24 protein-coding genes are annotated in these 26,644 nt (G+C 42.0%); 16 read left to right on the top strand and 8 right to left on the bottom strand.

What is annotated here, in order from left to right:
* Window positions 1-158: 158 nt before the first annotated feature.
* Window positions 159-1,658 carry a SulP family inorganic anion transporter gene (locus tag V6252_RS10340; RefSeq protein WP_341610345.1) on the bottom strand — a complete coding sequence of 500 codons (1,500 nt, stop codon included), beginning with the start codon at window positions 1,656-1,658 and terminating at the stop codon, window positions 159-161.
* Between the two features lie 668 nt (window positions 1,659-2,326).
* Here V6252_RS10340 and murD point away from each other — a divergent pair.
* On the top strand, window positions 2,327-3,751 hold the full coding sequence (murD, locus tag V6252_RS10335; RefSeq protein WP_341610343.1) for a UDP-N-acetylmuramoyl-L-alanine--D-glutamate ligase: 1,425 nt from the start codon (window positions 2,327-2,329) through the stop codon (window positions 3,749-3,751).
* Between the two features lie 280 nt (window positions 3,752-4,031).
* Window positions 4,032-5,228 (top strand): FtsW/RodA/SpoVE family cell cycle protein, encoded by a 1,197-nt coding sequence (locus tag V6252_RS10330; RefSeq protein WP_182176715.1) that lies wholly within the window; start codon window positions 4,032-4,034, stop codon window positions 5,226-5,228.
* 133 nt (window positions 5,229-5,361) lie between these two features.
* Here V6252_RS10330 and gluQRS read toward each other — a convergent pair whose 3' ends face one another.
* The 6 genes from gluQRS to V6252_RS10300 form a co-directional block, all read right to left on the bottom strand.
* Window positions 5,362-6,357, bottom strand: coding sequence for a tRNA glutamyl-Q(34) synthetase GluQRS (gluQRS, locus tag V6252_RS10325; RefSeq protein ID WP_341610340.1), 996 nt, complete (start codon window positions 6,355-6,357; stop codon window positions 5,362-5,364).
* Between the two features lie 243 nt (window positions 6,358-6,600).
* Window positions 6,601-7,038: an RNA polymerase-binding protein DksA gene (dksA, locus tag V6252_RS10320; RefSeq protein ID WP_057762021.1), complete on the bottom strand. Its 438-nt coding sequence runs from the start codon at window positions 7,036-7,038 to the stop codon at window positions 6,601-6,603.
* 492 nt (window positions 7,039-7,530) lie between these two features.
* The gene (locus V6252_RS10315) at window positions 7,531-8,370 is read right to left on the bottom strand and encodes a metallophosphoesterase (protein ID WP_341610338.1); all 840 of its coding nucleotides are present in this window, start codon (window positions 8,368-8,370) and stop codon (window positions 7,531-7,533) included.
* 312 nt (window positions 8,371-8,682) lie between these two features.
* On the bottom strand, window positions 8,683-9,486 hold the full coding sequence (locus tag V6252_RS10310) for a metal ABC transporter permease (RefSeq protein ID WP_341610337.1): 804 nt from the start codon (window positions 9,484-9,486) through the stop codon (window positions 8,683-8,685).
* A gap of 104 nt (window positions 9,487-9,590) precedes the next feature.
* Window positions 9,591-10,388 carry a metal ABC transporter ATP-binding protein gene (locus V6252_RS10305; RefSeq protein WP_341610336.1) on the bottom strand — a complete coding sequence of 266 codons (798 nt, stop codon included), beginning with the start codon at window positions 10,386-10,388 and terminating at the stop codon, window positions 9,591-9,593.
* 72 nt (window positions 10,389-10,460) lie between these two features.
* On the bottom strand, window positions 10,461-11,039 hold the full coding sequence (locus tag V6252_RS10300) for a Fur family transcriptional regulator (RefSeq protein ID WP_341610335.1): 579 nt from the start codon (window positions 11,037-11,039) through the stop codon (window positions 10,461-10,463).
* Window positions 11,040-11,249: 210 nt separating this feature from the next.
* Here V6252_RS10300 and V6252_RS10295 point away from each other — a divergent pair, with 210 nt between their 5' ends.
* The 13 genes from V6252_RS10295 (at window position 11,250) to V6252_RS10235 (ending at window position 24,348) form a co-directional block, all read left to right on the top strand.
* The gene (locus tag V6252_RS10295; protein ID WP_341610333.1) at window positions 11,250-12,143 is read left to right on the top strand and encodes a metal ABC transporter solute-binding protein, Zn/Mn family; all 894 of its coding nucleotides are present in this window, start codon (window positions 11,250-11,252) and stop codon (window positions 12,141-12,143) included.
* 289 nt (window positions 12,144-12,432) lie between these two features.
* Window positions 12,433-12,831 (top strand): ATP synthase subunit I, encoded by a 399-nt coding sequence (locus V6252_RS10290; RefSeq protein WP_057762011.1) that lies wholly within the window; start codon window positions 12,433-12,435, stop codon window positions 12,829-12,831.
* A gap of 676 nt (window positions 12,832-13,507) precedes the next feature.
* Window positions 13,508-14,374 carry a F0F1 ATP synthase subunit A gene (atpB, locus tag V6252_RS10285; RefSeq protein WP_101205957.1) on the top strand — a complete coding sequence of 289 codons (867 nt, stop codon included), beginning with the start codon at window positions 13,508-13,510 and terminating at the stop codon, window positions 14,372-14,374.
* Window positions 14,375-14,407: 33 nt separating this feature from the next.
* A complete protein-coding gene (atpE, locus tag V6252_RS10280; protein ID WP_010197960.1) occupies window positions 14,408-14,656 on the top strand; it encodes a F0F1 ATP synthase subunit C in 249 nt (82 codons plus the stop codon).
* A gap of 117 nt (window positions 14,657-14,773) precedes the next feature.
* Window positions 14,774-15,244 (top strand): F0F1 ATP synthase subunit B, encoded by a 471-nt coding sequence (locus V6252_RS10275; RefSeq protein ID WP_101205956.1) that lies wholly within the window; start codon window positions 14,774-14,776, stop codon window positions 15,242-15,244.
* Between the two features lie 13 nt (window positions 15,245-15,257).
* Entirely contained in the window at window positions 15,258-15,881 is a 624-nt protein-coding gene (locus tag V6252_RS10270; RefSeq protein WP_057762004.1) for a F0F1 ATP synthase subunit delta, read from the top strand.
* Window positions 15,882-15,974: 93 nt separating this feature from the next.
* Window positions 15,975-17,519, top strand: a complete 1,545-nt coding sequence (atpA, locus tag V6252_RS10265) for a F0F1 ATP synthase subunit alpha (protein ID WP_057762002.1) — start codon at window positions 15,975-15,977, stop codon at window positions 17,517-17,519.
* Window positions 17,520-17,735: 216 nt separating this feature from the next.
* Window positions 17,736-18,617, top strand: coding sequence for a F0F1 ATP synthase subunit gamma (gene atpG / locus V6252_RS10260; protein ID WP_102093132.1), 882 nt, complete (start codon window positions 17,736-17,738; stop codon window positions 18,615-18,617).
* Between the two features lie 38 nt (window positions 18,618-18,655).
* On the top strand, window positions 18,656-20,089 hold the full coding sequence (atpD, locus tag V6252_RS10255) for a F0F1 ATP synthase subunit beta (protein ID WP_057761998.1): 1,434 nt from the start codon (window positions 18,656-18,658) through the stop codon (window positions 20,087-20,089).
* A 114-nt stretch (window positions 20,090-20,203) separates the two neighbouring features.
* Window positions 20,204-20,620 (top strand): F0F1 ATP synthase subunit epsilon, encoded by a 417-nt coding sequence (locus tag V6252_RS10250; RefSeq protein ID WP_057761996.1) that lies wholly within the window; start codon window positions 20,204-20,206, stop codon window positions 20,618-20,620.
* A 600-nt stretch (window positions 20,621-21,220) separates the two neighbouring features.
* The gene (locus tag V6252_RS10245; protein ID WP_057761994.1) at window positions 21,221-21,937 is read left to right on the top strand and encodes a response regulator; all 717 of its coding nucleotides are present in this window, start codon (window positions 21,221-21,223) and stop codon (window positions 21,935-21,937) included.
* Between the two features lie 329 nt (window positions 21,938-22,266).
* Window positions 22,267-23,964: an ATP-binding protein gene (locus V6252_RS10240; RefSeq protein ID WP_341610331.1), complete on the top strand. Its 1,698-nt coding sequence runs from the start codon at window positions 22,267-22,269 to the stop codon at window positions 23,962-23,964.
* 204 nt (window positions 23,965-24,168) lie between these two features.
* Window positions 24,169-24,348 (top strand): hypothetical protein, encoded by a 180-nt coding sequence (locus V6252_RS10235; RefSeq protein WP_341610330.1) that lies wholly within the window; start codon window positions 24,169-24,171, stop codon window positions 24,346-24,348.
* Window positions 24,349-24,386: 38 nt separating this feature from the next.
* On the opposite strand, the gene V6252_RS10230 is transcribed toward V6252_RS10235, so the two are convergent.
* Entirely contained in the window at window positions 24,387-25,862 is a 1,476-nt protein-coding gene (locus tag V6252_RS10230; protein WP_341610328.1) for an ATP-binding protein, read from the bottom strand.
* A gap of 417 nt (window positions 25,863-26,279) precedes the next feature.
* Here V6252_RS10230 and rpsP point away from each other — a divergent pair, with 417 nt between their 5' ends.
* Window positions 26,280-26,549, top strand: a complete 270-nt coding sequence (gene rpsP / locus V6252_RS10225) for a 30S ribosomal protein S16 (protein ID WP_021812802.1) — start codon at window positions 26,280-26,282, stop codon at window positions 26,547-26,549.
* Window positions 26,550-26,644: the final 95 nt, after the last annotated feature.

The raw sequence follows: 26,644 nt of genomic DNA, 5'->3' as shown, positions 1-26,644 counted from the left end.
TTTAATAATAAAAATCTGCTATCTTAGTTTAGGGTTGGCGTATAAAAAATACATCCAACCCTTTTACCAATATAACTGTCTATTGATATCCGATACATCTGCCATGGACTAATAATACAGCCACATGACAACTACTTAGATTCGCTTAGCAGTGTCGCTTAATCTAACAAGCCAATGTCTCGGCGGTCATGAATAGAGAAGCGATCAATCAGTGTTCGACTCGCATTGTTGAGTCCTACCACTTTGACATCAATACCTTCACGTTGCAAGCGCATCACTAGCTTGTCCAAGGTATCAACAGCGCTGACATCCCAAAAATGCGCTTGGCTTACATCAATCTGAATACTGTCTACAGCTTCTTTGGTATCGAAACTATTTAGGAACTGGGTGGTCGAGGCAAAGAATACCTGCCCTTGAACATAATAGTAACGGGTATTGCTGCTATCATCATATTCACTAAAGATCGTTAAGAACTGACCAATTTTATTAGCAAATGCTAAAGCAGATAGCAAGACACCTACGCCGACACCGTAAGCTAAGTTGTGAGTAAAGACAGTAGTCAATACAGTCGCCAGCATAACGATATTAAATGACATTGGATGCGTTTTAAACTCGCGAATAGATTGCCAGTTAAATGTACCAATCGATACCATAATCATGACTGCAACTAGGGCTGCCATTGGAATTTGACTGACCCACTCACTTAAGAACACGACCATAATCAGAAGGACGACACCGGCCATCAAAGTAGACAAGCGCGTACGACCACCCGATTTGACGTTGATCATTGATTGGCCAATCATCGCACAGCCTGCCATACCACCAAAGAAACCTGACACGACGTTGGCTATACCTTGACCACGACACTCTTTGTTTTTATCACTTGGGGTATCGGTCAATTCATCGACGATCGTCGCTGTCATCATAGATTCTAAAAGACCAACGATGGCAAGCGCGATAGAATAGGGTGCAATAATCAGCAAGGTATTTAGGTTTAATGGAATGTCAGGTAACAAGAATACTGGCAATGAATCTGGCAAATCACCCATGCTGCCAACATTACGGATATCAAGATTCATATACATTGCAACAGCGGTCAAACCTACAATACAAATAAGCGGTGAAGGAACGATGCGACCGATTTTAGGAATAAGTGGAAACAGATAAATAATCGCCAAACCAGCTGCCGTCATGATATAAACAGTCATGCCAACACGCTCAGTCATGGGGTTTAGTTCTGGTAATTGCGCAGCAAAAATCAATATTGCTAAAGCGTTGACGAAACCGATAACCACTGAGCGGGAGACAAAGCGCATCAGGTTACCAAGCTTTAGAATGCCCATCACGACCTGAATGGCACCGCAAAGCAAAGTTGCGGCAAGCAAATATTGCAGACCATGGTCAGCAACCAAATCGACCATGACCAATGCCATAGCGCCAGTTGCTGCCGAAATCATACCTGGACGACCACCAACAAAACTGATCACTACCGCGATACAAAATGAGGCATATAAGCCAACCTTTGGATCAACACCAGCGATAATGGAAAAGGCAATGGCTTCTGGAATGAGGGCTAGGGCTACAACCAAACCCGATAAAACGTCACCGCGAACATTGGAAAACCACTCGTCACGCAAGTTATCAATAAAAGATGTCATAAGTAAACTACATAGGGTTAGAGGCAAAAAAAGTAATCATTACTCATTTATAAAATGATCGCGTCGCTAATAATAGCTATTCATTTTTCTTTTACTTCAACATGCACTAGGTCATGTTGCTGTGTTGAATTGTGAGAAACTAATAACCGAGGTATCTACTGATTTTTTTGGTATCAAAAATACGCTCATCAATAATCAATACGATGATAAGGGCAGTAAATTACCTAAAAATATTTTTTAAAAGATTGCTTAAAATAGGCAACTAGATAGATGTACCTACAATAATATATAGAGTCAGCAATCACTTGCTGTAGTAGAAGGTGATATATCACTCGTCAAATTATCAAAATTGTCTGATACACCCTTATCACAACAAGAATCGTTGATGAAGAGGCGTGACAATAGCGCGATAAATGTGACAACATGCTAAACTAAAATGCTTGAGCAATGTGCTCAGCAAAATACTGATAAATATTAATCAAGCTGACTATTATAGCATTAGCCACTTAATATAAAAACAGGCGAATAATAGCATAAAGTCATAAAAAATCAGTACCGAAATCTGAACGATGGCGTTAAGATGCTGCACATCTTAGCGGCGTCGATTAGAGTCGCTATACAGCATACTTATTTGATGCAATTTTTCTCGTTTAATAGAAGGAATAGATATGACCACTAATACAGCAACAGAAGCCTTACTTCATAAGGGTAGTGGTCTACAAGTCGTAGTGGGTTTGGGGCAGTCTGGATTGTCAGTCGCGCATTATCTGGCCAAGCAAGGCTATCAAGTCGCAGTCACTGATGCTCAAGTTACCCCTAAATTGGCCGATCAGTTGCCAGCCGAGATTGAGATTCGTCAATTCGGTGAGATAGATGCCGATTTATTGCAGCAAGCGGCACGTATTATTATTAGCCCAGGTATTTCTCTTGAGACTGCCGCTGTGGCTGCTGCTCGCCAAGCCAATATTCCTGTAGTTAGTGATATTCAACTGTTCTGTGAAGCGTGTACCGTACCCATCGTAGCGATTACAGGTTCTAATGCTAAAAGTACGGTCACTACGTTAGTTGGCCAAATGGCAGCAGATGCTGGCGTTAACGTGGGTGTCGGCGGCAATATCGGTGTACCAGCTTTAACATTGCTAGCGAATCCTGATATGGAGCTTGCGGTGCTTGAGCTGTCTAGCTTTCAGTTAGAAACCGTCACCAACTTGGGCGCAAAAGTAGCAACTGTGCTCAATATGTCGCCTGATCACTTAGATCGTCATGGAGATATGCTTGGCTACCATCAAGCCAAACACCGTATATTCCAAGGTGCTAAATCGGTGATGATTAACCGCGAAGATGCACTTACTCGTCCATTGGTCGCAGACAACCTACCGAGAGTTAGTACGGGTATTCATGCCCCTGATAAAGGTCAGTATGGTCTGATTACCGACACAGAAGGCCAAACTTATCTTGCTCGTGGTACAGAACGATTACTGTCGGCAGACAAACTGTTGATTAAAGGTCGTCATAATCTACTGAATGCGCAAGCGGCTTTGGCACTCGGTGAGCTTGCAGGATTGCCTCTAGAGAGTATGCTGACCACTTTGCAGCAGTTCACAGGTCTTGAGCACCGCTGCCAATATGTGGCCAATGCTGCTGGTATTGATTATTTCAATGATTCTAAAGGCACTAATATTGGTTCGACCATGGCCGCTATCGAAGGCTTGGGTGCAGTCTATGCGCCAAAAGATGGTAAGCTATTATTGATCTTAGGCGGGCAAGGCAAAGGGCAACAGTTTGGTGAATTAACGCCTTTTATCAATCAATATGTGAGCCAAGTTTTGTTTATTGGTGAAGATGGTCCGCAGATTGAACAACACCTAAAAGCTGCGAAATTGAGTGATGATGTTGCGCTACATCAGTGTCAGACGTTAGAGAATGCCTTTGCGACTATCCAACAAGTCACTACCAGTAGCTTATCGCAAGTACAGGCTGTATTGCTGTCACCTGCCTGCGCCAGCTTTGACCAATATAGTGGTTATGCGGCGCGCGGTGAACACTTTAGCCAACTGGTCAATCAATTAGACACCGCACAATCAGAAGCTTGATAGGTAGTCGAATATATTAAGCAGCTATATAGGTTGGCATAGCAGATGTCTATTCTCTAGCAACAGCCAGTATTTTCTGGATAAATGATTGTTTTGCTTATAGATTGCTGCTACTGTCAAGCATATAATCCTGATTGCTAAAATAGGTGCTAGCTAAGGCGTTTGCCGATGGTTACAGGTTTTCTATCACCATCTATTTAGTACGATTTATTTTATGATTTTTTAAACGGTGGCGTTTCATAGACGCCGTGTTTTTTCGTTTGTTAGTGTATATAAAATTATGGCGCTCTCTTCTTTTTTTCGTTCCTCGCCCCAAACCAAGCAAACCTCTGGCTCAGACGGTGTTCTGTCTATGCCGTCAGCGCGCGCAATTTTATTATCAAGCGTCGGCTGTATGATGGTGCTTAGTCTGCTGATGGTTGCTTCTGCTTCTATTCCTTTTGCGCTTAGCCGCGGTATGACTGAGCTGTATTTTTTCAAAAACCAGCTGTTGTATATGACGATTGGTTTAATTGTTGCGGTTATTCCTTATTATGGCGTGTCTTTGCGCACCCTATATAAGACCGAGACCCAGTTTGCTTTGTTAGGCATCACAGGTCTATTACTTGTTGCCACATTGTTTAGCACACCAATCAATGGTTCCAAACGCTGGCTTACGGTAGGTGGTTTTAACTTTCAGGTAGCCGAGTTAGCTAAACTGGTCATGATTGTGTTTGTATCTGACTTTGTGGTGCGCCGATCTTTTGAAGTTCGTAATGGCCTAGACGGTTTCTTGCGAATTATGCTGGTAGTGGCGCTGATAACGATATTGCTATTGTCACAGCCAGATTTTGGTTCTTTTGTCGTCATTATTGGTACGCTGTTTGCGATTTTTTATATTGCTGGAGCACCTTATAAGCACTTCTTAGCCTTGGGTGCTGCTGCTGTTGGCGGTGCAGTGTTGATGGTGACTACGGCAGAGTACCGATTGGTACGTGTGATGTCGTTTATGGATCCATTTGACGATGTACAAGATACTGATTATCAGCTCGCACGTAGTTTGATCGCCTTTGGTCGTGGGCAGTTCACGGGTGTTGGCTATGGCGAAAGTGTACAGAAACTGTCGCATTTGCCTGAGGCGCATACGGATTTTTTATTGGCCATTACGGGTGAAGAGTTGGGGTTCGTCGGTGTCAGCATGGTACTGATACTTGAAGCGCTGATCATCGGTAGTGCGATGCGGATCAGTTACAACGCGCTGAAACGTCGTCAAATGCGCATGAGCTATACTGCTTTCGGAATCGGTGTAGTATTTATTGCCCAGACGATTATTAACGCTGCGATGAATATGGGTGCCATTCCAACCAAAGGTCTCACTATGCCGTTCTTTAGTTATGGTGGATCGTCTATGTTGATTAGCTTGGTTATGGTCGCGCTATTATTGAAGATATATAAAGAAAGCCCTGAAATAGAAAAAAGCCAATGCCGTTATTACTAATAGGCTCTGCCTATAATTGGCTTGGCATAATGTAACTTTAAGATTTCGGTAAATAGTGTGCAGTACTATTGCAATAAAAAGCGTCACTCATAGTGGCGCTTTTTATTGTCTATTTATAGCTTTTGAACTCTTATTAATAGGACAAGTTTAACTGTTGCCTGCCTTGTAGCGGGGTATTGTCCCATTGAGCAATAGCTTGTTTAAGCATATTTTCTGGGGTATCGATATCGACCTTTTGTTGCTGTAATAGCGATAGGGCTTCAGCAATAAGTTGACTCGGGTCTGATGTATCGATGGGTTGAGCAAGATTTTGCTTAGAAAGCTTTTGACCGTCAGCATTCTTAATCAATGGCAGATGATACCATTGGTCAATAATAGGTAGGCGCGCGGCTTGCATAATGCCGATCTGTGCAGTCGTCATAGGTAGAATATCGAGACCACGCATGATATGAGTAACCTGCTGTAGACCATCATCGAGGCTGGCTGCCAGTATATAATTAATCATGCCATCCTGACGGCGAGCAACCATATCGCCTAATGTCTGCTGCGGATTATCCCATTGTAGTCCTTGAATACCATCATTGAACCCAATCCGATAGTCTGGTAGTTGAATACGTAGCTTATGCTGCTGTCTATCAAGGTCAGCTGCCACACAGCGACGCGGATACCGCTGTCTATTTGGCTGTACTTGGTCAATTGATGAAATCTGTTCGTTTAATAATTTTTGGTCGGTCGCCTCAGCTAAGCTAGCACGACTATTGTTTCTACTTATCTCTTCTTGCGCCCAGTACTGCTCTAAGTCCTTACGGGAGCATTGGCAGCCATAGGTCAACGGCCCTAGGTATGATGATAGATAATCGTTGTAGATATCAATGCGCTCAGACTGATAAATAACATCACCATCCCAATGCAATCCAAGTGCCTCAAGATCCATCAAAATTTGCTCAGTGAACTGTCTATCACAGCGTTCAGTATCGGTATCTTCCATACGCAACAGCCACTTACCACCGATTGATTTGATATGGCAAAAGCTGGCAAGCGCAGTCGTTAGAGAGCCAAGATGTAACTCACCCGTTGGTGAAGGCGCAAAGCGGCCAATGGGCTGTGATGGTGGCGTTTGAGTCGGCATGGCGGTAAGCATTGTTTTCAAAATAAATGGCTGTCTATAAAAGGTAATAAAGATAGAATAATAAATATGAGTAACAAAAGATATTCATTAAATGAGATTGTTTTGTTAGTCATGTCATTATTCAAGCGATTATATTTATTCAGAATAAAGTCAGTAACGCAGCAAAATAGTGACAGTCTAAAATACAAAAAGCGACCTATTATAAGGTCGCTTCTGCTTACATTCATATCTGTAATATCTGATCTAAGCGCCTTGGTTTTGACGTTCTTTGATTTCAGATAAGGTTTTGCAGTCGATACATTGAGTAGCGGTTGGACGTGCTTCAAGGCGACGTAATCCAATCTCTACACCACAAGTCTCACAAAATCCATAGTCGTCATTTTCGATTTCTAACATAGATTTGTCGATTTTGCGGATAAGTTTGCGCTCACGGTCGCGAGTACGTAATGCCAATGCAAACTCTTCTTCTTGAGTGGCACGGTCATTGATATCTGGCATGGCGCTTGACTCATCTTGGATGTAGTTTTTGGTACGATCCGCTTCGCCAATCAGTTGGTTTTTCCAATCCAATAAAATAGCCTTAAAGTGCTCCAACTGCGCATCAGACATATATTCTTCGTCTTTGGCCGGCACATAAGGAGTAAATTTAACTTCACTCGGATTCGTGGTCAGGGTGCTCATATGGGTATCCTACTTTTTCAAATTAATTCAATAAAACGACGTAACAAAAGACAAGACGTTATTAATGCTACAAACGCTACAATTTGTCCTTTTATCAAACGTTTCACCACTTGGTAATACAAGTAACACAGCTGATCAAATAATATCGTAGACTTTATATCTTGACAGTTATATACCGATTGTTAGATAGGTTGTTATACAAACTTCGGTTTGAATAATACTGTCTAAAGCATGCCGTAGGTCATTGATTGTGAAAACTGAGCTTGTGGTTAATGGGCCATCCTAGCTATCGTGCAGTGGCTTCATATCAGATATTGGGCCACCCTTGCTTTATTTCATAAGTTGTATCATTGTTTGTAATAATAATGAAGTGATTTTTTATATTGAATGCATATTTTATTTGTTTATCATTGCATTTTTCATTAAAAATTATTGACGAAAGCTATAAGTATAAATGGCTATAGCTTTTACTAGTACCAATAATTCTGGGCATCAAGTATCCAGTCTTTCAACCCAGCTTGCAACTGTTCCATTGTTGGCTAATTGCAACCAGCGATATCCTGGTAGTGCATGCTCATCATAAGAGAAATCGTCTTCATAAGGTTTGAACTGATAGCAGGTAGATGGCGTACTATACACCGTGACGCCTTGGCGCAGTCGAACTTGCTCTTGGTGAGTATGCCCACTGATCACCACTTGTAGCTGTTCAAATGGTGCCATATGCTGCCAAAAACTCTCAGTGTTTTCTGCCATATGGGTATCAATCCAGTCAGAATCAACTGGAACAATATGATGGTGTAGGGCGATTAATGCGGGCTTATCACAGGTGCTGAGTCTCTCACATAACCAGTTGATATCAGTGGGCGTGATCTCGCCTGCGACCTTACCAGAAATGGACGAGTCTAATAACAACAGCTGCCAGTATTCAGTCTCAATGACATGACGACTTAACAAACGTGAGTCAGCAGGTTGAGCGACAAGCTCTCGCTGAAAAAATGGCAAGTCTTTACCATTTTCATCCGTTACATCATGATTACCAGCAATACAAGCAAACGGAATCTGAGTCGCTTGTAATACAGTAAAAATATGATCGTAAATTGAGGACTTTACTCGATTGACCAAGTCACCGGTCACAATAATCAAATCACAGCGAATATCTTCACTAAGCGCCTGTTGAAGTACTGCTTCAAAACTAAGCTGACAAGCCACGTCATCACTATAGGTATTACTCTCATCAACAAAGACAGGCGTCGATAAATGCAAATCAGTAATTTGTAAGATATTTATCGTTTGGTCAGAGGTGCTTAACTTATTGGCAGGATAGTTTGGCATTGGTTCAGTCCCTTATCGAATCACAACAATAAGTATTGTTAGCGCGAGTATGGATAAATGAGCTACTATTTTTCACTGGGTATTTATAATTATCATCAATCTACTATAGAAGAGCACAGCGTTTGCCTTGAGCTTACTTTGACTCTAATCAACGATATTTATACTATCAACTAGTAATATCAAAGCTAGAGCTACCTTCTTATAGTATTATCGAGCTAGAGTATTCATTATATTAATAAAATAAAGTTGAACAAAAAGGTAGCGAAAAACAGGCATGTTTTATTTATTATAACGTATTTACAGCGACGCTAACTAAAGTTTTATCTTTATTAACTTCGAAAAAATGAGTGCAGCAAAAAATAAAGCAGCTAATATCAAGACGATAGAAAGACCCGTTTGGATATCTAGCAAAATACTGCCCCACACACCAAGTGTCACACCCAGTTGAGCGATTATCAACGCTATAATCACCATTTGTTTTGGCGATGCTGACCATAGACGTGCGGTCAGTGCAGGTAGCACTAATAATCCGCTAATTAATAGACTTCCAACTGCTTGTAGTGCAATCGCACAAAACCCTGCCAGTACACCCATAAAAAACAGTCGTTGCCGTGTTGGGTTGATACCTTGAATACGTGCCAATGCTTCATGTGTTGCAAGCTTGATTTGCGCAGGCCAAATATAGATAAGCAGTCCCAAGCCAGCTAGTACGCTACCAGCAAGCAAAGGCAAATCAGCCCAATCAAGGTCTAGCAAATTGCCGAATAAAAACCCGAGCACATTGGCCTGTTGGTCAGTCAATTGGGTTAAGGCTAGCAGGCCTAGGCACAAGAGCGACACTGACACGACTGCCAATACAGCATCCACTGGCAGACGCTCATCATCAATCAAGACCAGTCCCAGCACGACCATGACACTGACTAATGCAACGCCGATACCCATTGGCAGTTGCCACCACACCGCTAAAGCCACACCTAACAACGTGCCATGGGCTAAGGCATCAGCGAAGAACGCCATACGCCGCCATAAGACCAAGCAACCTAACGGCGCTGATAATAATGCTAATATACTGCCAGCGATCCAAGCAGGCGCAATGATGGCTAACCAAGCAGTCATAATGAATGTCCGTAAAATTTTTTATAAAAGAGTAGAGCCGTATTATTTATATGTTTAATAGTTTTGGCTTTAATGAGCTAGATTTCGAGCTTTGTCTATTAAAACTACAGCTCGCTTGGTGCATGATGTTCACAGGCATGAGGCTGATGCACGTATGGCTGTTCATAATGATGACCAAATAGCTTTTGAAATTCAGTACTAATGGCCAGCTCGCTTGGTTGTCCTTCACAGCAAATATGCTTATTCAAACAAATGACGCGGCGGCTGCCTTTCATGACCCAGTGCAAATCATGAGACACCACTAGCATGGCGCAACGTAAGAAATCAGGCAGCTCATCAATAAACTGATATAGCCAAACTTCAGTATCGGGATCGAGACCCTGCATCGGCTCGTCTAAAATAAGCAAGTTGGGTTTGTCTAGTAGCGCTCTGGCCAATAGTACGCGCTGCGTCTCACCACCTGATAAATGTAGCATCTGCCGTGACAGTAGATGGGTTAATGATAAGTTATCAAAGATAAACTGTTGCTGCTCAGGGGTTAAACGTTTCTTATCTGCTTGCGCCAATAAGTCGCAAACGCGCAATGGCAATATCGGTGGCACAGCAAATCGCTGCGGTACGTAGCCAAGCTGTAGAGGCTGATGTGCTGTCATAGAGCCATCAGTTGACTCAATCAAACCTAAGATAAGTTTGACTAGCGTTGACTTACCAGCGCCATTGGGACCGATAAGGCTGACTGTCTCATTAACAGCAATGTCGATATCTATGTGAGAGAGCAGGTGTTGAGGCCCAATATGGTAACTGATATTGTTTAAGCTCAATAATTTGTCAGCATTACTCACAGTACTGTCATTTGTAATAGCAGTATTTGACTGATTAGAAGGTAGGGTAGAGGTATTCATAATATGACAACGCATAGGTAAATAGACAATCGACGAATCCTGCTTAAAACGTTTACACAAATCATAGTAGCGCTACTGGCAAGCTTGGCAACGACCGCTAAGCTCAATGACACTACGCTCAACCACAAACCCCACATCTTGCTCGGCAAAGCTCATCATTTCTTGAACGGGTAGACTGCTGCATTCTTGAACGCGTTGACACTGATCGCAGATCAAGAAGGCGGCTGTATGCTGGGCACGAGGATGACAGCAAGGAACATAAGCATTGATAGAGGTTAACTGATGAATCAACCCTTCACTTAGCAAAAATTCTAAACTGCGATAAACCGTTGGCGGCGCGACATTTTTCGGCGCACGTTTTTTAGTTGTCTTAGTGTCTACTGATAGTGTGGGTGAGCTCGTTGCTTTTTGAATATCGTTGCCATCAGGTATAGATAGTCGCATTTGCTGCAACTGAGTGATTAGGTCATAAGCGCCGACGGGCTGATCCGCCTCTAAAACCAATTGGTATATCTGCTGACGCAAAGGCGTAAATCGCGCGCCATTTAGACGGCAATGCTCTTTAGCTGCTGCTAAGCGTTCATGAATATCATGCGGAGTTAGATCTTGCACATCATGCAAATGTTCGCAGATCGATGAAGTAATAGACATGGTACAAGCTCCTAAAAATAGCATGGTAATCGCATGACGTTTTTTATGATAGCGTTTTTTATTGTTATAGTATAACATACTAAAATAAGAACTGAATGAATTGTCTTATAGTAGTCTTGTATGCCTACCCTTTTTACAGGAGTAGGGCAGGACACTATTACTTATACGTTCGTTATCCAACAATGCTATCTAACAATAAAAGAGCTTACTATGAACGCTGTTTTTACTTACTCCGTACGTTCGCTTATCACATTACAGCGCTTGCTAGTGACAGGACTGATAGTTCTAGGCACTTTCACACTGAATGCACAAGCTGCAACGGTCAGTGTGAGTAATTATCCGCTATTCTTGTTAAGTGAAGCAGTAACAGAAGGCGCGCCATCAGCCAATCGACTATTGCAAGCAGGGGAGGTGGGACATCATGGTAGTATCAGCCCAGGTGATATCAAGGCAATCAAAGACAGTAAGTTCGTCGTATGGTTCGGTGAGCCGCTAGAAAACAATCTAGCAGCGAGCCTAAAAACAGCCTCAAATGCCATTGCTTTATTTGAGTTTGATGCATTCAATCGACATCCATTACGTGATGTAAAAGGCGATACTATCGCAGGTACGTTAGATCCACATATTTGGTTAGACCCTGAAAACGCCAAAGCCATTACCCGTGCATTGGCTGTGATTCATAGTCATGCAAATCCACAATACAAGGACTTATATCAAGCCAACGCGAAAAAATTTGCTCAGCAACTAGACAAAGAAGTTGCTGCATTGGAGCAAAGCTCTATTCAAAGCGCCTCAAAAACACGACCTTATTGGGCTTATCATGATGCTTATCAATATATCGAAGACAGCTTACACTTAACGCTCGTTGGTAGCCTTAGCGTGGATCATCATCTATCACCTAAAGCAAGCCAACTACGTTGGTTAAATGAGCAACGCCCAGCCAAGCAAATGTGTTTGATTAGTCCAAGTGAGCCAGCAAAAGGCTTACTTGCGAAGTTACAACCAGTGAAGAGTACGTTACAGCCAGAAGATATGAGTAGTAGCGATGACTTTATCAGCGGTTGGCAGAATATGGCCAAACAGATATATCAATGTATCTCGTAATGTATCTCTTAATGTAGCCAGAAACAGCAATTTGCTAGGATTGTTTAAGTTGGTTGTATAGCTTCGTTTAAAGCATTTATTACAGACTAAATAATATAATAATCTTAGCAAAATGCGTTAGGTGACTGATAAAAGTCATATTTTACTTGCTTAATAGTTACGCTCTACCTATAATAAGTAGCGTTTTATTTTGGCCGAAAGGTAATGCCTGTAGAGTAAGTCATTCACGGATAAAATTATCATAAGTATGATATATTGTCCCAATGCTGTAAGGGCTATAGGAATACCGATGACCAAGCCTGCCAAACGCACGCAAAAAGACAAGATTGGCATCTATATTAAACGACAAGCATGGATACTATTTATCCTTATTATCATTGCTTGGTTAGTAGATACTATTTGGCTACATAGTGAGCTTACGATAGCAAAAAGCGCTGCAATTGGTGCGCTACTAAGTTTTATCACTCAAGCAGTATTTGCGTTTTTTATTTTTTGGTACACCGGATATCGCGCGCGCCAACACATCGTTAGCCAGCTATATCGGGGTCAGATGTCAAAATGGTTATTGACCGTGTTTGGTTTTGCACTAATTTTTATTACCGTACAACCCCTATCTGCGCCAGCGCTGTTTATCGGTTTTATGGTAATGCAAATTAGTCACAGTTGGATGTTGTGGCATATACGCTAGCGCTAATAAATGATCGCTAAACAGATGGTTTATTAATAGTGCTGGCAAGTCACCCTGCCGTCCAGCTTCTCTATGACTAGTTCGAAAAGTCGAAGCACAACGCTGTCTTAGGATAGCACCAGTGATTATAAAGACCGCACTATGAGTCTCAATGTTAGACGTAGTATGCAGTGAGAGGGTAGGGGTTACTCAACTATCTGTATCGCTGATAATTAGAGTACTGTTATCTAATTATGGTTAGTAGCTATATTAGCAAGTAAAACTGGTGGCTAACTTATTCATACAGTGGATAAAAAAATCACAATTGACTTTACACGAATACAACGCTGCATTAATATAGGCGGCTAAATATTTTGCTTATAAGCGCTACATTAAGCGCCGATCGTAAAAAACGGTCAGTGGGCAAGCACATATATAATAATTTTGCGTATAAAAATGCAAGGGCTATTACTGAGTTATCATAAGCCCTTTTTTGATAGCTAAAATTTATCTCACGCTATCAAATACTGCATATTAGTAATAGAACTATGGGTTGGATGTTGTTGGTTACATGAGTGTTTTAGTAAGGTTTATTTATTTGCTTAATAGCAAGATAGATATAAATACTATACCTCATCAGATGACAACCATATTTTTGGTAGTTGATTAAATCGTTGATTAATAAGAAGCTTACATTATGGCATCCGAGCAAACATCATCAGAATATATCTCTCACCACTTAACGAATTGGACGTATGGCTATCTGCCGGGCGAAGGTTGGAAAGTTGCTCATACTGCTGAAGAAGCAGGGGCAATGGGCTTTAACGCTATCCATCTTGATTCTATGCTATGGTCGATTGGTCTAGGTATCTTATTTTGCGCCGTCTTTTGGATGGTTGCTAAAAAAGTCACTTCAGGCGTGCCAGGAAAAACTCAGGCAGCAGTTGAGATGATCGTTGAGTTTGTTGATAACAACGTTCGTGATTCATACAGTGGTACATCAAAACTGATTGCGCCATTGGCGTTGACCATTTTTGTCTGGATCTTTTTGATGAACTTGATGGATTTGATACCTGTTGATTTCATTCCAGGTATTGCTGGGCAAATCGGTGCCGCTATGGGCCATGATCCACATCATGTTTTCTTTAAGATTGTTCCAACGACTGATCCTAACATCACGCTTGGCATGTCGTTCTCTGTCTTTGCACTGATTATCTTTTATAGCATTAAAGAAAAAGGTTTGGGCGGCTTTATCGGTGAGTTAACACTGCATCCGTTTGGCGCCAAAAACCCAATCGTACAAGCGATTTTGATTCCCATCAACTTCATCCTAGAAGCAGTTACTCTAATAGCCAAACCTGTATCACTTGGTTTGCGTCTATTCGGCAACATGTATGCTGGGGAATTGATTTTCATACTGATTGCTCTAATGCCGTTTTGGATTCAATGGGCGTTATCGGTACCGTGGGCTATCTTCCACATCTTAGTTATTACACTTCAAGCGTTCGTATTCATGATGCTGACGATAGTTTACATGTCGCTTGCATCATCAACTGAACATTAATTAGACATTCAATAGGTAAATGAGGATACATCAATGGATCCAGTATTAGGTGGTTACACAGTTATCGCAGTAGCACTACTTATCGGTCTTGGCGCACTTGGCACAGGTATTGGTTTTGCTATTCTAGGTGGAAAATTCTTAGAAGGCGTTGCGCGTCAACCAGAGCTTGGCTCACAATTGCAAACTCGTATGTTCATCGTAGCAGGTCTTCTTGATGCTATTCCGATGATCGGTGTTGGTATTGCTATGCTATTGTTGTTCGCTAACCCTCTAGCAGGTTAATCCGAAAGCTCAGTTGTAAATGTTTGGTATTCGGAGACTTTCTATCAAATATAGTCAAGATTTGACTACCAAACATGATCAATGAAACTGATTTTTCATTAACAAAGAGGTGATCACGTGAATATCAATTTTACCCTCGTCGGTCAAGCCATTGCTTTTGCAATATTTGTGATTTTTTGCATGAAATTCGTGTGGCCACCACTTATCGGTGCCATCAATGAGCGTCAGCGTAAAATTGCTGAAGGTCTGAATGCCGCAGAAAAAGCAAAAGCAGATTTGGCGACCGCGGAGCAAAATGTCCAGCAGGAACTTGATCTTGCAAAGACCAAGGCTGCCGCTCTAATCGAGCAAGCGAACAAGAGTGCCAATCAGCTCGTCGAAGATGCAAAATCGCAAGCCCAAGCGGAAGGCGAGCGCATTCGTCAACAAGCGCAAGCATCTATCGATCAAGAAATCAATCAAGCGCGTGAATCATTACGTGCCCAAGTTGCTGAACTGGCTGTACTTGGTGCAGAGAAGATTTTGCAAGACAAAGTCGATGTGCAAAAACATGCCAGTATGTTAGACCAACTGGCGGCGAAGCTGTAATTGTGAGGATATAATGGCTGACTTATCAACCTTAGCACGACCGTACGCTAAAGCCGCGTTTGACTATGCCAACGAAAACGGCGCAGTCAACGAGTGGGAAAACTTCTTACTTGTTGCTAGCACTGTTGTCAATGACAAGTCGTTCAGTACTTGGCTAGACAATCCAGCTGTTTCTGCTGAGCATAAGTCAGCTGCTTTGGTCGATCTTTATGATACGCAAGTAGCTAGCGCTAATGATTCTGCTTTTAAGCAGTTATTAAGCGAAGCTCAAGGGACTAGCCTTGACAGTAACGTAAGCTATCCAAAAGTATCAGTAGCACTTAGTAACTTCGTTAAACAGTTATCAGAACAAGAGCGTCTGGCGCTGCTTCCTGAAGTTTATGAGCATTATCGCCGTCACAAGGCAATAAGCTTAAAGCAGCTTGACGCATATGTGACCTCTGCCTACCCATTGACTGATGAACAGCGTCAAACGCTACAAACGCGTCTTGCTGCCTCGCTAAATGCTAGTGTAGTGATTCACGAATCAGTTGATCCAAGTCTATTGGCAGGCGCTACAATCAAAGTCGGTGACAAAGTCATTGATGATTCGATGCGCGGCAAGTTACAACAGTTAAAAACACAGCTAACTGCCTAATGCCAATCATCAATACAGTCAAATATTGTCTGTATGATTATAAGAGCAATTAAGTCAGTGGGCGGGTTATCATAAATTAAAGGAAACAAGGCAATGCAACAATTGAATCCAGCGGAAATCAGTAACCTGATTAAGCAGCGTATTCAAGACCTTGATGCGGGTGCAACTGCAAAGAATGAAGGCACGATTGTCAAAGTATCTGACGGTATCGTGCAGATTCATGGTCTTGAAGATGCCATGTACGGCGAAATGATTGAGTTTGAAGGCGAAATCTACGGAATGGCTCTAAACTTAGAGCGTGATTCTGTTGGCGCGGTAGTACTTGGTGATTACCTAAAGCTGCAAGAAGGTCAAAAAGCCTATTGTACTGGTCGTATTCTTGAAGTACCAGTAGGTCCTGAGCTGTTAGGCCGTGTTGTTGATGCTTTGGGTAATCCTATTGATGGCAAAGGTCCTATCGATGCCAAGATGACTGATAAAGTCGAAAAGATCGCTCCAGGCGTTATCGACCGTCAATCAGTAGATCAACCAGTAATGACTGGTTATAAAGCTGTTGATACCATGATCCCAATCGGTCGTGGTCAGCGTGAGCTTATCATTGGTGACCGTCAGACTGGTAAAACAGCGATGGCTATCGATGCGATCATCGCACAGAAAGCGTCAGGCATTAAATGTGTATACGTGGCTATCGGACAGAAACGTTCGACTATCGCTAACGTAGTACGTAAGCTTGAGCAAACTGGCGCACTAGAATATACCACTGTTGTGGTTGCTTCAGCATCAGAGCCTGCAGCACTTCAGTATATCGCACCGTACTCAGGTTGTACGATGGGCGAATACTTCCGTGACCGCGGCGAAGACGCACTGATTGTATTTGATGACTTATCAAAGCAAGCAGTTGCTTATCGTCAGATTTCACTACTATTACGTCGTCCGCCAGGTCGTGAAGCTTATCCTGGTGACGTATTCTATTTACACTCACGCCTACTTGAGCGTGCATCACGTGTAAATGCTGATTATGTAGAAAAGTTCACTAACGGTGAAGTGAAAGGTAAAACTGGTTCTTTAACCGCATTGCCAATCATTGAAACACAAGCTGGTGACGTATCTGCATTCGTACCAACTAACGTGATTTCGATCACTGATGGTCAGATCTTCCTAGAGTCTAGCTTATTCGCCTCAGGTATCCGTCCAGCAGTAAACGCTGGTATCTCGGTATCTCGTGTGGGCGGGGCCGCTCAGACTAAGATCATCAAAAAGCTATCTGGTGGTATTCGTACCGCTCTAGCTCAGTATCGTGAACTAGCAGCATTCGCTCAGTTCGCCTCAGATCTTGATGACGCAACTCGCGAACAGCTTGATCATGGTGAGCGTGTGACTGAATTGATGAAGCAGAAGCAGTATCAGCCGATGTCAATCTCTGAGCAAGCAGCCGTTATCTATGCTTCAAACGAAGGCTTCTTAGCTGACGTACCTGTCGAAAAGATTGGTTCTTTCGAAGAAGCGTACCTACGTTATATGCATGATGAGCAAAGTGAATTGATGCGTGAAATTGATGACACTGCGAACTACAATGACGATATCGCAGGTCGTTTAAAGTCATCTCTAGAGACCTTTAAACAAAATCACAGTTATTAATTTAACGGGTTAAGCCGAATTGGTTATAACTGTAGCTTAGAGCTGATAAAGTGGCGCGTTGTCTGACCAGATATTTGCGCCACTGTTTTAACCATTATCGGTATTAGATCGCGTAATGCCACAAGATATAAAATGTTATTCTGTAGGATTGATGTTGTATATCAAACGATTGTCGCATGCGCCAATGCTTTTTAACCCTCTTATATTGGAATCATTATGGCAAGCTTAAAAGAGATACGTGCCAAAGTCACCAGTATTAAAAGCACCCAGAAAATTACTCGTGCTATGCAAATGGTAGCGGCAAGTAAAATGCGCCGTGCGCAAGAGCGCATGGAAGTGGGTCGCCCGTATGCTGATAGTATGCGCCGGGTTATTTCACATTTGGTGCATGCCTCATCAGACTACAAACATCCGTATATGGTATCGCGTCCAGTCAATAAGGTTGGCTATATTGTCATTACCTCTGACCGTGGCCTAGCGGGTGGTTTGAATATTAACTTATTCAAAGCCCTAACTAAAAGTATCCAAGATTATCAAGATCAGTCTGTACAAGCTGAGTTTGCAGTCATCGGTGCCAAAGGTGTGAGTTTCTTCAAGAACTTTGGTGGTAAAGTTACGTCGGCTGTGACCGATTATGGCGATAAACCAACGTTTGAACAATTAAATGCACCGGTTCAAGCAATGCTCGAAGACTATAGTAACGGCAATATTGACCGTATCTATGTGGTCTATAACCGATTCGTCAATGCGATGACTCAGAAACCAACAGTCAATCAGTTGGTTCCTCTACCAGAGCAGTCATTTGATGATGAAGACAGTGGTCTACAGACAGAACTTAGCTGGGATTATATCTACGAGCCTGACATCAAGACGTTAATTGATGAATTGCTTGGTCGCTATATTGAGTCGATTGTTTATCAAGCGGTAATGGAAAACATTGCCTCTGAGCAGTCTTCACGTATGGTTGCGATGAAAGCGGCAACAGATAATGCTGGTGACCTTATTAACGATTTACAGTTGGTTTATAACAAGCTGCGTCAAGCGGCGATTACCCGAGAAATCTCGGAAATCGTTGGCGGTGCTGCTGCTGTTTCATAATTGACTACACCTATATATAGAAGTTCAAGGAGAACGCAATGAGTAGCGGTCGTATTGTACAGATTATTGGCGCGGTTCTTGACGTTGAGTTCAACCGTAATGAAGTTCCTCAAATTTTTGATGCCTTGCAAGTAGACGGTACCGAAACTACCCTAGAAGTACAGCAACAGCTAGGTGACGGTATTGTACGTACTATTGCAATGGGTTCAACCGAAGGTTTAAAGCGTAACCTACCTGTTACTAATACTGGCGCACCTATCTCTGTGCCTGTCGGTACTGGTACGCTAGGTCGCATCATGGATGTTCTTGGTCGTCCTATCGATGAAGAAGGTCCTGTTGTTGCTGACGAAAAATGGTCTATCCACCGTGAAGCGCCAAGCTACGCGGATCAGTCAAACAGCACTGAGCTACTAGAGACTGGTATTAAAGTTATCGATCTACTTTGCCCGTTTGCTAAAGGTGGTAAAGTTGGTCTGTTTGGCGGTGCTGGTGTTGGTAAAACCGTTAACATGATGGAGCTGATTAACAACATCGCTCTAAAACATGAAGGTTTGTCAGTATTTGCTGGTGTTGGTGAGCGTACTCGTGAAGGTAACGATTTCTATCACGAAATGCAGGAAGCTGGCGTTGTAAACACTGAAGACTTCAGTAAGTCTAAAGTAGCCATGGTATATGGTCAGATGAATGAGCCACCGGGTAACCGTTTACGTGTTGCACTGTCTGGTTTGACCATGGCTGAGTACTTCCGTGATACCAAAGATCCTGTTACTGGCAAAGGTCGTGACGTACTATTGTTTGTTGATAACATCTACCGTTATACACTAGCGGGTACAGAAGTATCAGCACTACTTGGTCGTATGCCATCAGCGGTTGGTTATCAGCCAACACTAGCTGAAGAGATGGGCTTACTACAAGAACGTATTACGTCAACTCAGTCAGGCTCTATCACTTCAGTTCAGGCGGTATACGTACCTGCGGATGATTTGACCGATCCATCACCTGCTACAACGTTTGCTCACTTGGATGCAACAGTTGTACTAAGCCGTGATATCGCATCACAAGGTATCTATCCTGCGGTTGATCCATTGGATTCAACATCACGTCAGTTAGATCCTCAAGTAATCGGTGAAGATCATTACAATGTTGCTCGTGGTGTTCAGGAAGTTCTACAGCGTTATAAAGAGCTTAAAGACATCATCGCTATCTTGGGTATGGATGAGTTATCAGAAGAAGATAAACTGGTTGTTTATCGTGCTCGTAAGATTCAGCGCTTCTTGTCTCAGCCATTCCACGTAGCTGAAGTCTTCACTGGTGCACCTGGTAAATACGTACCACTACGCGATACCATTGCTAGCTTTAAAGCAATCATCGCTGGTGAATACGATGACCTACCAGAGCAAGCGTTCTACATGGCTGGTAGCATCGATGAAGTAGTCGCTAAAGCTGAAAAAATGAAGTCTAAGTCAGCGTAAGTTGTATGAGCATAAGCTAACGAGTAGATATAATATAAACCTTGTATCTACTCTTCAGTAACGCATCGCAGTTTTACTGTTTTTTGATCGCGCTTTGATGGTAAGGAATTAAGTATGGCAACGTTACAATGTCGCGTCGTAAGTGCTCGTGAAGAGTTGTATTCAGGCGAAATTAGCATGTTAATAGCTACTGGTACCGAAGGCGAGATTGGTGTATTGCCAGGTCACACACCGCTTATTACTTTGCTAAAGCCAGGTGCAATGCGAGTGCAAACACCAAACGGTGAAGAAGAAGTAATTTACGTCTCAGGTGGTGTACTAGAAGTACAGCCTAAGATGGTTACGGTATTGGCTGATACAGCCATGCGTGCACACAATCTTGACGAAAGCAAAATTGTCGAAGCACGTAAAAAAGCTGAGCAAATGCTAGTTAACCAGTCTGATACACTACAAACCAATGCGGCTTTGGCCTCACTTGCAGAGTCAGTAGGACAATTACAGACTATTCGTAAGTACAAAAACCGCGCGTAATTTATTACTGATAGCTCTAGCTAATCATTTACAGTTACCGCCAAAAGTAATAATAAAAAGACAGTCCATTATATGGGCTGTTTTTTTATGTCTATTCATTATGAAATTAACGGTTCTACGGTAAATACACACGGTTATTACTTCGATAGTATTTGTGGTAGCTCAATCTATTCTCAGGAAAAATCTTTTATTATCAATGAATCATCGCCTATTGGAATTTTCTTAAAAAGACACTGGCGACAACGATAATATATGGTTATATTAGACATAACGTATTATAAGTAACGAGCAGTAACTGTACGCAATAATGTTGGCTCGATGGCTCGGATAGTTAGCAAACGATAGATAATACAAATTGCGATGTACTAACGAAGTAATTGGCATAATTTCTGGACGCAAACTAAAGTTTTGATAGGGGTAGTTTATAGGTTTTGTTACCGACTATAAGCTATAGTATAGGAAGCTGATAATTTAATAGTATACTGTGCTACCAAGTTTGTAACAGCTATACGAACATCAATTGTGCCACTATATGGTGCTATTAATTTTACCGCTCTTACTTTTACTGCTTTTAAATTAGATGTATTAGAGGATATAACAATGACAACGAATGAAGAAGACAACACCCCCCGAATCTTGATTGTTGAAGATGATGAGCGTCTGGCCATGTTGACTCAAGATTACTTGGTCAAAAATGGTTTAGAAGTGGCAATTGAAACTGATGGTAATCGTGCTATTCGCCGTATCGTCAATGAGCAACCAGATATGGTTGTACTTGATGTCATGCTACCTGGTAGTGACGGTCTGACTGTTTGCCGTGAAGTGCGCCCGCATTATCAGAATCCAATTTTGATGTTGACTGCACGTACTGAAGACATGGATCAGGTATTGGGTCTTGAAATGGGTGCTGACGACTATGTTGCTAAGCCTGCTCAGCCACGTGTATTGCTTGCCCGTATTCGTGCGCTACTGCGCCGCTCAGAAAATGCACCATCAGAAGATGTGCCACAACGTCTAGAGTTTGGCGAGTTAGTCATCGACAACGGTGGTCGTTCAGTTAACCTAGGTGATGAGTTGGTTGATTTCACCAGTGCTGAATATGATTTACTATGGTTACTTGCTTCTAATGCAGGTCGTATTCTATCTCGCGAAGATATTTTTGAGCGTCTACGCGGTATTGAGTATGATGGTCAAGATCGTTCAATTGACGTACGTATCTCACGTATTCGTCCAAAAATCGGTGATGATCCAGAAAATCCAAAGCGTATTAAGACCGTACGTAGTAAAGGCTATCTATTTGTAAAAGAAGGCAACTAATATTGTTGCTTCTATAGGTTGATTAATTATTAATCACTATTTGAAAAAACCAGCGATGATGCTGGTTTTTTTGTGGCTAAATTCTAATTTTTAAACTTAAATGCAGTGTTATGTGGTTTAATTAACCCATTATTATAGACGCTGACTAAATATATGTCATACATATAAGTCTTTGGATGATTGCTGCATATGAATTAAAATGCGGTAATTAAAAGTCAAAGTTAAAGTCTATTTCTATTCGATCATGTTCGATATCATCAAACACATAGCACTATCTATATGTTTGATGATATTAGCAATCTCTATTTATTAAGTTGGTCACGGCACGTATGTCATTAGTCTCTTCTTTAAAACACAGTATTTTTGTTCGTATCTATGCTGGGCTACTTATAGTCTGCTTGTGTGTGGCATTGTTTGCGCAGTTATTGATGGATACCATTAATAAGGAGCGTGTGCAATCCTATCGTGAAAATATGGCAATGGGGGCGTTCCATTTGGTGAGTGAAGGAATTGCTCACCAAAATAGCGAGGAAGAGCGTGAATATTGGTTGTCAGATGCGAGTAGTTTATTTGGTACTACTTTTAAAGTCTTATCTATTGACGAAGTAGATTTTAGCGCCAGTGAGCTACGCCGTTTTAAAAATGATAATACCGTTGTACGTTATTTTAACCAGCCTGTATATGCAGATGTTTATTATCGCTTGCCGGATAACAAGAGTGTTTTAACAGCGAGAATTTCTCAAGTTACCGAGCAGCAAGTACGAGCAATTGCTGTCTTTTTATTAGATGATTTGTCTTATCACATGACATTATCGGACAAGCGCGCACGTTTGGCTGAATTGGAGAAAAAGTTTTCTTTTCCTTTAGCGTTCAAAGCAGTCAATACGCTTGAGTTAGATTCAGATCAGATGGCTCGTCTGCGTCGTGACGAAGTCGTCATATCACTGCAAGATACTAACAGTAGTACGAGTAACTCTGCTATTAGGGTAATAGTACCCTCTGAAATCAATGATATGGCAATTTTAATTGGGCCTATACCGTTATTTAACTGGTTCCCGCTTAACTTAATTATTAGTATGATTCTTATCAGTATGTTCCTAATTAGCTTAGGTGTATATGCACTCATCTTCCCGCTTGAGCGTAAGCTACAATTGATTCAGGTAGGTGTGAATGAGGTCAGTCAAGGTAACCTTGATATTCAAGTACAGGTAATTGGTCAAGATGAAATAGCGCGTTTGTCAGCGACTTTTAATGCCATGACCTCGCATATTAAGCGTTTGATTGAATCACAGCGAGAGCTTACCCGAGCGGTTTCACATGAGCTTCGTACGCCAGTGGCTCGTATTCGATTTGCAGTAGATATGCTTGCTGATACGGATGACGAAGACTCACGTTTTATGCAGCGTGACTATATTGATGAAGATATTGAATCGCTTAATGGTTTGATTGATGAGATTTTGACCTATGCTAAGCTTGAGGAAGGATCACCAAAGTTAGACTTAGAGCCAGTAAACTTAAGAGAGCTGTTAGAGCAGATCGAGCGAGAAACCAATGCACTAGGTAAACCTATCAAAATAGTAACCAGTTTGCCAAATGCAAAAGTCACAGCAGTGGCAGATAGACGCTACTTACACCGTGTGATTCAGAACCTTGCAGGTAATGCGTTACGCTATGCAGAAACAACCATTATCATTAGTGCTGGTGTCAAAAAAGGTAATGCCTTCGTTAGTGTCGAAGATGATGGACATGGTATTCCTGAAGCAGATCGTGAAAAAGTATTCATTCCATTCTCACGCTTAGATGACAGCCGTACACGCGCGTCAGGTGGCTATGGTCTAGGCTTGTCTATTGTATCGCGTATCGCCTTTTGGTTTAATGGTAGTATGAAAGTAGATGAGAGTCGTGAGTTAGGCGGTGCAAGGTTTGTGATGACATGGCCTATTAAACCATTGACGCAGATTCTTGCTGCTGATGAATTGACGCAGGAGAAAAGCGAGCGCGACTTCGATACTAAGTTGTCAGATTAGACCAAGTTATAGGGCTAAGCTATAAGAGCAAGCTATCAGACTAAATCATCAGACTAAATTATCAGGCTAGGCCATAATTATTAGTCATGATACTAAAGACAATCATCGCCATTTTAATGGTATAACAGGATACAGATTTATAGCTAGGTGACGCGCTCGTCGCTATTTTTAAGACAGTTGGACAATGTCATAGGAGGGCATAGGATGCCATATTTATTTGGTGGCTTGGTAGTGTTGAATGCCATTACGCTAGGCTATTATTTATTCTTAAAACAGCCATCAACGACCCAAACACTACAAGCAGCTCAGGCTGAAATTACCCAGCCACTAGCTTTTACTAACAGTGCTGAGTATATTTCGCCGGCTATTGGTAGCAAAGACTAGCGTTGACCTCTTTGCTTATTCAGATTAAAGTCTCATTGCTATTTTGAATTTGGCATCGTACTGTCTACCTCAGATACCTTTTCTACGTCAGCCGCCAATGTAGTATCTCCAGCGACTTTAGAGAGTAGGGGAATGCGTACGCATACTTGTAGCCCACCTTCAGGGTGGTTAATGGCTTCGACGGTACCATGATGTAATCGTGCAATACGATCAACAATCGCAAGACCTAGTCCGCTACCTTGAGTAGTCCGTGCCGTCTCTCCACGTTCAAACGGTTGCATAATCCGCTCTAATTGATCGTCAGCGACGCCATCACCGCAATCTCGTACACAAATCACTAACTGTTCTTGAGCTTCTTTGTTCACCACATTTTCGCTGACCACATCCGTATCTTCGTCTTCGACAGTTTCTATAAATGTTGGTACAACCGTCGCCGATAAATAAATAGGTGGCTTTCCATAACGATTGGCATTATTGACCAAGTTGATAATCAGACGCTTAATGGATAATGGACGTACGGGAACGACCTTGTCGCATTCTGACTCATATACAAACTTCATTGGCGCAAACTGCACCATGATTTCATTAAATATGGTATCTAGATTGGTCAGGCTGACTGGCTCATCAGAACCATCTTTCATAAAAGAGATGAACTGCTCCAAAATAGCATCCATATCCTCAATATCGTAAATCAGCCCTTCACGAAAGAAGTCATCTGGTAGCATTTCTGCGGTTAAGCGCATACGTGTCAACGGTGTACGCAAATCGTGTGAGATGCCCGCGAGCATAATAGTTCGCTCTTTTTGAGCTTGGTTCAATGTCGTAAACAGTCGGTTAAAGGCCATATTAACTTGACGTATCTCTGTGGGGCCTTTTTGCGTTGGCAGAGTGGTTGCATGACCAAGCCTAATATAGTTAGTAGCTGCACGTTGTAGGTAGCGTAGTGGGCGATTTAACTGACGCGCTAATAGAATAATCGTTAGTAACGATAGGATAGGCAGGCCAATCAAAAATAGCACCAATAACGTTGGGCTATATTGTGAATAGTAAACGACTGGCTCACGTACCCAAAAACTGTTATCACGGCTATCTTGTACCCATAGCTGCGGCGTTGGCTTAAATTTAAAATAGACCTCTACAGGGCGACCGAGCTGCGCACCGATTTCACGTTGTAGTACGTCAGTAAAAAAGCTCACGAATGGCTTGTCAGCGACTTCTGGGAAGTCACTAGGGTTATTCACCACGACGACATGAGAGTGCTGGTAAATCCATTGGCGTACTTCGGGACGACTTTGCCAGTCTTTATTAACGCTATTGATCAGCTGCAACTCACTAGTCAAATAACGCGCATGGTTTTTTAGCTCTGGCAGATACAGACTGCGCCAAAAGAACAGAATTGATAAGCTCACACTGATAAGCACGATAAAGGCAACCATCAAGGTCGTTAGCCAAGTGTTGGAATAAGAGCGTGGCAGCCAACCTTTACGACGCGGCTTTGGGTTTGGGGAAATCATATGTGTCCAACAGAGTAAAAGAAAAGTTATTGTGATATAGCGTGTAGTTCTCTAAATATGATTGTCTTAAAGCTAGTCCGTGCATCAATCTATAGCGATATATCATAGAATAGCATAACCAATAAATAGTACTGATACAGTATGCAATCGACGAGCGAGCCAAATAGTTATTGGAATAGATATAAAGTTAAGCTTAAGGATAAACGTATTTAACAATCATCTATTTTTCAGAGAAAGCGATAGTAATCTATAGAAAAACTATAAAAATAAGCCATTATCATCAGTTATATTTTACTTAGGTCGACATTTAAGCTATTGTTAATAAATAATTAAATATGCACAGTTTATGTTTTCAACAAATAAAGACTGTGATATAATTATGCCCTTTTTGGTATACCTGCGAAAGAGAGAATTCACATGGTTGTTATTCGTTTAGCACGGGGCGGTGCCAAGAAACGCCCATTTTATCAAGTAGTTGTTGCTGATCAACGCCGCGCGCGTGACGGTCGCTATATTGAAAACATCGGCTTTTTTAACCCACTCGCTAAAGAGTCTGAAGAAGCAGTACGCCTAAACATGGAAGCGTACAATGCGTGGATCGCAAAAGGTGCACAACCTTCAGATCGCGTTGCTTCATTAGCAAAAGCTTACAACAAGTCTGCAGCTCAAACTGAAGCAACTGCTTAAGTTTTGGTTGTTACTGAGACGTTCGTAGCAAAACTATGATATGACTCAGTAGACTTTAGAATACATAGCGTAACTGGTCTGACCAGGGTGCGCCA

Source organism: Psychrobacter proteolyticus (genome assembly GCF_038155145.1).
Lineage (GTDB): Bacteria > Pseudomonadota > Gammaproteobacteria > Pseudomonadales > Moraxellaceae > Psychrobacter > Psychrobacter proteolyticus_B.
The sequence above is the reverse complement of the archived record's forward strand: the minus strand, read 5'-3'. Positions and strand labels throughout refer to the sequence as shown.